Origin of the sequence: Lentzea indica (assembly GCF_012184385.1) — a bacterium.
Taxonomy (GTDB): domain Bacteria; phylum Actinomycetota; class Actinomycetes; order Mycobacteriales; family Pseudonocardiaceae; genus Lentzea; species Lentzea indica.
This window is the reverse complement of the sequence record NZ_VSRL01000092.1, coordinates 24,530-30,992: the sequence shown is the minus strand read 5'-3', so window position 1 is coordinate 30,992 and position 6,463 is coordinate 24,530. Positions and strand designations below refer to the sequence as shown.

8 protein-coding genes and 1 pseudogene are annotated in these 6,463 nt (G+C 67.2%); 4 read left to right on the top strand and 5 right to left on the bottom strand.

All coding sequences use genetic code 11. From position 1 onward, the window contains the following. Positions 1-95 precede the first annotated feature (95 nt). From FXN61_RS24475 to FXN61_RS24465, 5 genes and pseudogenes are all read right to left on the bottom strand, one after another. A complete protein-coding gene (locus FXN61_RS24475) occupies positions 96-1,106 on the bottom strand; it encodes a serine/threonine protein kinase (protein WP_281360626.1) in 1,011 nt (336 codons plus the stop codon). A 35-nt stretch (positions 1,107-1,141) separates the two neighbouring features. Beyond that, a complete protein-coding gene (locus FXN61_RS54525; RefSeq protein WP_281360625.1) occupies positions 1,142-1,630 on the bottom strand; it encodes a serine/threonine-protein kinase in 489 nt (162 codons plus the stop codon). Positions 1,631-1,853: 223 nt separating this feature from the next. Next, the gene (locus tag FXN61_RS24470) at positions 1,854-2,897 is read right to left on the bottom strand and encodes a S8 family serine peptidase (protein ID WP_312877963.1); all 1,044 of its coding nucleotides are present in this window, start codon (positions 2,895-2,897) and stop codon (positions 1,854-1,856) included. Between the two features lie 163 nt (positions 2,898-3,060). Then, positions 3,061-3,123 (bottom strand): annotated as a pseudogene (locus FXN61_RS55595) (hypothetical protein); the annotation flags it as partial. Positions 3,124-3,759: 636 nt separating this feature from the next. Then, positions 3,760-4,026 carry a hypothetical protein gene (locus FXN61_RS24465; protein ID WP_167976381.1) on the bottom strand — a complete coding sequence of 89 codons (267 nt, stop codon included), beginning with the start codon at positions 4,024-4,026 and terminating at the stop codon, positions 3,760-3,762. A gap of 176 nt (positions 4,027-4,202) precedes the next feature. Here FXN61_RS24465 and FXN61_RS24460 point away from each other — a divergent pair, with 176 nt between their 5' ends. The 4 genes from FXN61_RS24460 to FXN61_RS52585 all read left to right on the top strand — a co-directional run bounded on the left by FXN61_RS24460 (position 4,203) and on the right by FXN61_RS52585 (position 6,455). Continuing rightward, entirely contained in the window at positions 4,203-4,532 is a 330-nt protein-coding gene (locus tag FXN61_RS24460; protein ID WP_167976380.1) for a hypothetical protein, read from the top strand. A gap of 317 nt (positions 4,533-4,849) precedes the next feature. Further along, positions 4,850-5,674, top strand: coding sequence for an integrase core domain-containing protein (locus tag FXN61_RS52595; RefSeq protein ID WP_246291959.1), 825 nt, complete (start codon positions 4,850-4,852; stop codon positions 5,672-5,674). A gap of 5 nt (positions 5,675-5,679) precedes the next feature. Further along, entirely contained in the window at positions 5,680-6,126 is a 447-nt protein-coding gene (locus tag FXN61_RS52590; RefSeq protein WP_246291953.1) for a hypothetical protein, read from the top strand. Then, positions 6,123-6,455, top strand: coding sequence for an integrase core domain-containing protein (locus FXN61_RS52585; RefSeq protein WP_246291952.1), 333 nt, complete (start codon positions 6,123-6,125; stop codon positions 6,453-6,455). The genes FXN61_RS52590 and FXN61_RS52585 overlap by 4 nt, the downstream gene beginning before the upstream one ends. The last annotated feature ends 8 nt before the right edge of the window (positions 6,456-6,463 follow it).

The window sequence follows — 6,463 nt, the reverse complement described above, 5'->3', positions numbered from 1 at the left end:
TGCGGTCAGAAGGGTGTTCAGGTCGGTCCTCACAAACTGATCTTGAACACCCTTCATCCGTCTCCAGACACCGCCCGGACTTAGGACTTACTCGTCTAGGACACCGACAGGATCTTCGTGTTCCACCACAGGTCGAGGGTGTCGAGGGTGTTGAGGTCGCCCTGCTTCTTCACCACGCCGATGGTGAGGGTGCGGCTGTCGACCCACCAGACCTGGGCGTAGCCGTCGGCCAGGAAGCACGTGACGAACTCGCCGGGCAGCGGGCCTGAGGTGTCGCGGTAGTACAGCGCATAGTGGATCGGGTCGGACTTGGGGCGGCACCCGCCGCGCTCGTCCATCCGCGGGATGCCGCGGCTGGTCACCAGCATCTGGAAGAACGCGTCCTGGGTGGCGCGATCGGCGAACAGCCGGAACTGGGCCTCGTCCGGTTGCTGGTCCCGGGGGTCCCACGAGTGCCCGCAGCGGACGGCGGCGACCGCACCGCCGTCGGCGGTGATGGCCGAGCACCCGACGTTCTTGTAGACGTCCGGCAGGGCGGCCAGCAACGCGTCGACCTGTGGGGACTGCGTCGTGGTGGTGGCCGTGGAGGTGGTGGTCGTGGTGATGCTGGTCGTGGTGGTGCTGGACGACGCCGATCCGCGCGTCTTGTCGAGGTTGCCGACGTACACCACCGCCGCGACGATCAGCGCCACCACCACGAGAGTGGCGCCGATGAGGACGACCCGCTCGGCCCGAGAGGTGCGACCGGGCTGAGGGCGGGTGTGCAGCACGGTTCGAAGCTCGGTCGTGGTGCGTTCGAAGGCGGGCGGGACCGGGGTGGCCACGGCCTGGGCCGCCGCCCGCGCGAACTCGCCCGCGGTGGCGTAGCGGTCGGCCGGGTTCTTGGCCATGCCCTTCGCGATCACGTCGTCCAACGCGACCGGAACCGCCGGGTTCAGCGCGGAAGCCCAGGGCGGCGGGTCGTTCAGGTGTGCCCAGATCTGGGCGGCGGTGCTGTCCGCCGTGAACGGACGCCGGCCGGCCACGCACGAGAACAGGACGCAGGCCAGGGCATAGACGTCCGCGCGACTGTCCACCGCACGGCCTTCGAAGCGTTCCGGGGCCATGTAGTCGAGGGTGCCGACGACCGAGCCGGACGCCGTCAGGCTCGTCGCGACGGCGAGACGCTGCGGGCGATGCCGAAGTCCACCAGGTACACGAAGTCGCCGGAGGTCACCAGGATGTTCGACGGCTTCACGTCGCGGTGCACGAGCCCGTCGGCGTGCGCGGCGTCCAGAGCGCTCGCCACCTGCTCGACGATGCGCACGGCCCGTGCCGGCTCCACGGTTCCCTCGCGGAGGATGTCCGAGAGGTCGCGGCCCTCCACGAGCCGCATGTCGAGGTAGAGCCGGCCGTCGATCTCGCCGTACGCGTGGATGGGGATGACATGCGGCTCACGCAGCCGCGCGACGATCTGCGCCTCGCGGCGGAAGCGGGCGCGGTAGTCCGCGTCGTCGTGGATGCCGGGCGACAGCCTCTTGAGCGCCACGAGACGGTCGTGCGCCGTGTCGTACGCCCGATGCACCTCGCCCATCCCGCCGCGACCGAGCAGCTGCTCGATCCGGTACGGCCCGAACGTCTCTTCCGTCATCGTCCTCGTGTCCCGAGCGCCATGTCCGTCCGAGTCGACGCGCGCCGACCGCTGCAGGTTCCGCCTCGCGCAGCCTACAAACCTTCCCGGACGGCCCGAATCGCCCGGCTGGTCACTTGAAACCAGCCGGGCGATCAGGGGGCAGGAGCTACGAGGCGAGCGGGATGTCACCTCCGACGCCCCACTGGGTGGTGAACTGGCCGCGCACGTACCAGTTGCCCTCTCACGGGCGCCACACGGCGAGGTCGGTCACCCCGTCACCGTTGAAGTCGCCGGGAACGGGGATGTCCCCGCCGACACCCCACTGGGTCGTGCTGATCCCACGCACGTGCCAGTTGCTCTCGGACGGACGCCACACCGCGAGATCCGTGACGCCGTCACCGTTGTAGTCACCGGGCACCGGGATGTCGGCGCCGATGCCCCACTGAGTGGTGCTGATGCCGCGCAGGTACCAGTTGCCCTCAGAAGGACGCCACACGGTCAGATCCGTTGTGCCGTCACCGTTGTAGTCGCCTTCCGGGCCCCACTGGGTGAAGCGCGAGAACAGCAGCCGGTTCGGCGAGCCAGGGCCGGGGTTGCCGACGACGTTCGGCGTCGCGTTGCGCACGATCGCGTCGTGCACCCGAGAGGCAGGGGCCGCCGGGTGCCGGGCGAGGTACAGCGCCGCCACGCCGGCCACGTGCGGGGTGGCCATCGAGGTGCCGCTGATCGTGTTCGTCGCCGTGTCGCTGGCGTTCCACGACGACGTGATGTTCACGCCCGGTGCGAACAGGTCGGTGCAGGTGCCGAAGTTCGAGAACGAGGCCCTCGCGTCGCTGATGTCTGTGGCGTTCACGGTCAGGGCCTCCGCGACCTTGGCTGGCGAGGTCGAGCAGGCGTCCGCGTTGGAGTTGCCCGACGCCACCGCGTAGGTGACGCCCGACGCGATCGAGTTGCGGATCGCGGTGTCCAGCGGGTCGAACGCGCCACCGCCCAGGCTCATGTTCGCCACCGCCGGCTTGACCGCGTTGGCGGTCACCCAGTCCACGCCGCTGATCACACCGGCGAAGCTGCCGCTGCCGGCGCAGTTCAGCACCGTCACGGCGACGAGCCGGACCGCTTTCGCCACACCGTATTCCGCGCCACCGATCGTGCCCGCCACGTGCGTGCCGTGGCCGTTGCAATCGGTGTTGTTGCCGTCTCCGGTGGTGTTGGTGCCCCAGCTCGCGCGTCCGCCGAACGTCGAGTGGGTGACGCGGATGCCGGTGTCGATCACGTAGGCGCGCACGCCCGCCGCGGTCGTCCCGTGGTTGTAGCGCTGGTCCAGCGGCAGGTTCCGCTGGTCGATCCGGTCGAGGCCCCCACGACGGCGGGTTCACCTGGACGGCGTCCGCTTTGACGCCGGCGTCCTGGTACACCGCCGCCACACGAGGATCACGCGCGAGTGCCTTGGCGTTCGCCACGCTGGCCTTGACCGCGAAGCCCTGCAGCGCGTGCTGCCAGTTCGCGGTCACGTTCCCCTTGTACTGCTTGGCGAGCGAGGTCGAACTCGTCGCCGCCACGCCGTTGTGCAGCACGACCACGTACTGGTCCGCGATCGCCGTCCCCGCCGGTACGGCGACGAAGGTTCCTGGTTCTGCCGCCGAAGCCGTTGCCACTCAGGCCGACATCGCGGTCGCCGCAACGGCAATCCCTACAAGCGCACGCCGTATTGCGCGTCTGCTCGAGGTTTTCACAAAACGCCCCTCTCGTTCGAGACAAGCCTTGTGCAGGTGCACGGACCGCGATCGGCTGATTGCGCAACGGAACCGTGCGCCCGACAGGTTGGTCGTCGCAGCGGAGGTTTCGTAACCGGAAAACCGGGTATCGGGCCCAAATGACTCCGTCGGGAGCACCCGGCTACGCGAGCTGCCCGGCAAGTCCCGGCGCAGACAGCAGTGAGGAATCTGGTTCTTTCGCCGCTTTCGTCACGCCTACGCCGATCGGCCGTCGCCGTGGTGATCCTCGGGGATCTAAGTTGCTCGTGTGGAAGGGCAGGGGGAGTCTCACTTACCGCGTTTGTTCACACCGGGCGTCGCCGTGCTCGTCGGCTTCGTCCTGCTGGTCGGAAACCCTTGACTCAACAGGGATCTGACCCTCGCGCTATACGACTACGACTCGGCCGGTCGCCTCGCCAACGTGCTGTTCTCCTTTCCGAGCTGGCACGTGGACGTCGACCGGGTCGGCCCGTTCCTGTTCTGATTCACCAACTTGCGCACGGTGCTGTTCGTGGCGTTCGGCGTCTTCGGGTTGGGCAGGGTGTCGCGCTGGGCCCGCGGATCCGCGAGCGAGTTCGTCGTCGTGGTGGGGATGACCACGCTCAGCGCGGTGGCCGCCGGGCTGGGATCCGCGGCGGTCGCGGTGACTCTCCTGAACACGCGAGACTCCCTGCCTTTCATCGATGCCGCCGGCCTGAGGAGTTCTTCCTGGGCCAGTTCAGCGCCTCGGCCTCGTTCGGCGTGCTGTTCGGGCTGTTGCTCTGCACCGTCGTGGTCATGCAGAGCCGCACTCCTGTTCGCGGCGAACCTCGTGCCGAGGCGCCGAAGTCGTTCTGGTGAAGGGGATCGATGAGCCAGCCAACCGCCTTCTCCCCGACGACACGACTCGGTATCTGTGCATCGCGGCCAGGACCGACGAGCGCTTTTCCGAACGGATGATCAATGCACTGCTGCACGACGACCTGCACGCGGCGGCGCCGTCGGTCGGGTTCTCGCTGCGCCCGGTGCTGCTGCACGCGCTGGCTGGGGTGCGGCAACGGCGGGTGCGGGCCTGGTGCCTGCTGGTGGCGACCGCGCTCGCGCTGGTGCTCTCTCCACTGTGGACGATCATCGCGCTGCTGGTGATCCTTGTACGTGCCGAGAAGTACGTCCATGCAGTTCAGTAGGCATCTAGGTGTTGCAGGTCTTCGTCCGGCATGATCGCGGCCGTGCTGGTCCGCTTCGCCTATCTCGCCGTCTCCCACGCCTTCGCCGCACTATGGCTACTGCGCATGACCGACCGTGAGAAAGACGTCGAGATCCTCGCACTACGCCATCAACTCACGGTCTTGCATAGACGACTCGGCGATCAGCGCCCCCGACTGCGGCCGGAGGACAGGGCATTGCTCGCCGCCTTGCTTGTGCCCTTGGCCCGCAGGAGGCGCGCCAGCTCAGGCTGCTGGTCAGCCCGGACACGGTGCTGAGGTGGCATCGCGACTTGACGATGCGCCGCCATGCCCGAACGAGTGTGAACCGGACGCCTGGACGTCCGCGCACTGTCGCTTCGATCCGCCGCCTGGTCTTGCGTCTGGCAACAGAGAACCCGTCATGGGCATATCGACGCATTCACGGTGAACTTGCGCTCCTGGGTGTCGTGATCGCTGCCTCCACGGTGTGGGAGATCCTCAAGACTGCCGGCGTCGATCCGGCCCCGCGCCGGACGACCGTTACTTGGAAAGACTTTCTGCGTTCGCAGGCTGAGGCGATCCTGGCGATGGACTTCATCGAGACGGTCACCCTGACCCGTCAGCGCCACTACATTCTTGCCGCCATCCACCACGCCAGCCGACGTGTACACATACTCGGCGCCACCGCGCACCCCACCCACGCCTGGGTCAGCCAGGCCATCCGCAACCTGCTCATGGACCTCGAGGAGTCTGGCTACCTCGCGCGCATCAGATTCTTCATCCGTGACCGCGACGCCAAATGTCCTGCGCTGATGGACAAGATCCTCAGTTCCGCAGGGATCGCCACGGTACGGACCGGTGTTCGGATGCCTCGCATGAACTCGATCATCGAACGCTGGGTCAAGACACTCCGCGCCGAGCTGCTGGACCGCACGCTGATCTGGAACCAGACCCACCTACGGCACGCACTGCGCGAGTACGAGCGGCACTACAACGAACACCGGTCCCACCGATCACTCGCCGCCGCAGCACCCCTGAGAGCCCGGCACCAGCCTCTCGTACCCGACGAGATCGAACGCCTCGCCATAGATCGACAGGACCGTCTCGGCGGAGTCATCCACGAGTATCGCCATGCCGCTTAACCTGCGTGGATGCAGTTTTCGGCACGCACATCGTCCTGCGCCTGGCAGCCGAGAACTCTTCGTGGGGATATCGACGTATCCACGGTGAACTTGCGCTCTTGGGTGTCGTGATCGCTGCCTCCACGGTGTGGGAGATCCTCAAGACTGCCGGCGTCGATCCGGCTCCGCGCCGGACAACCGTTGCCTGGGCCGACTTCCTGCGTTCGCAGGCCGAGGCGATCCTGGCGATGGACTTCATCGAGACCGTCACGCTTACCGGTCAGCGCTACTACATTCTGGCCGCCATCCACCACGCCAGCCGGCGTGTGCGCATACTCGGCGCCACCGCACACCCCACCCATGCCTGGGTTATCCAGGCGTCCGCAACCTGCTCATGGATCTCGAGGACGCCGGGGGCCTCGCTCGAATCAGATTCCTCATCCGTGACCGGGACGCCAAATACCCCGCGTTGATCGACAAGCTCCTTGCCTCCGCAGGGATCGCTACGGTGCCGACCGGTGTACGGATGCCCCGCATGAACTCCGTCATCGAACGCTGGGTCAAGACACTTCGCGCCGAACTGCTGGATCGCACGCTGATCTGGGGTCAGGCCCATCTGCGGCACGCGCTGCGCGAGTACGAGCGGCACTACAACGAGCACCGAACCCACCGATCACTCGCTGGCGCGGCACCCCTGCGGGTCCGGCCCCAGCCTCTCGAACCCGATCAGATCGAACGCCTCGCCATAGATCGACAGGACCTTCTCGGCGGAGTCATCCACGAGTATCGCCATGCCGCTTAACCTGCGCG

Bases quoted from the DNA above. Each gene is read 5' to 3' on its own strand.
- FXN61_RS24475 (WP_281360626.1), bottom strand. From the start codon at position 1,106: ATGGCCCCGGAACGCTTCGAAGGCCGTGCGGTGGACAGTCGCGCGGAC.
- FXN61_RS54525 (WP_281360625.1), bottom strand. From the start codon at position 1,630: ATGACGGAAGAGACGTTCGGGCCGTACCGGATCGAGCAGCTGCTCGGT.
- FXN61_RS52595 (WP_246291959.1), top strand. From the start codon at position 4,850: ATGCGCCGCCATGCCCGAACGAGTGTGAACCGGACGCCTGGACGTCCG.